This window comes from Limnospira sp. PMC 1279.21, from assembly GCF_032349615.1.
GTDB lineage: Bacteria > Cyanobacteriota > Cyanobacteriia > Cyanobacteriales > Microcoleaceae > Limnospira > Limnospira fusiformis.
The window spans coordinates 1-469 of the sequence record NZ_JARPLU010000539.1 but is presented as its reverse complement, the minus strand read 5'-3'; the positions used below and the strand labels follow the sequence as shown (position 1 = coordinate 469).

The following is a 469-nucleotide window of genomic DNA, read 5'->3' as shown; positions in this document are numbered from 1 at the left end:
TTTGTTTTCAGGGCGGTTTCACCAGGCTCTACAACTTTTGTCCTGTACTTAGGGCTATTGTATAAGTTATCACAACCAACTACCATGAGCCGTTACTCTTTAGATTTTCGGAAAAAGATAGTAGAAGCCTATGAAAAAGGAGACACTTCTATCCGAAAAGTAGCGAAACGCTTTTTGGTGAGTCCAGACACGGTAAGGCGACTGGTCAAACAGTATCGATTAACGGGAGACTTATCTCCTCGTAAGTGTGGCACTAAAAAGAAAAGCATTTTATCTAAGCATGAGGAAGCCGTGATAGATATTGTAGAAGCCCACCCCGACCTGACCTTATGGCAATATAGTGATAAGCTCAGAGACAAGCTGGGCATAAATGTCAGTACGACCATGATAGATAGATTTTTAAAGCAGCACGATATACAGCCTTTATCTCAATCATTAAGCACATTAACAACACTTGGTAAACCAGTTA

General features: G+C 40.7%; 1 protein-coding gene. It reads left to right on the top strand.

Annotated elements, in window-relative coordinates:
- Window positions 1-84 precede the first annotated feature (84 nt).
- Window positions 85-469 (top strand): helix-turn-helix domain-containing protein (locus tag P5683_RS25835; protein ID WP_315641295.1); only part of this gene is annotated, 385 nt, incomplete at its 3' end.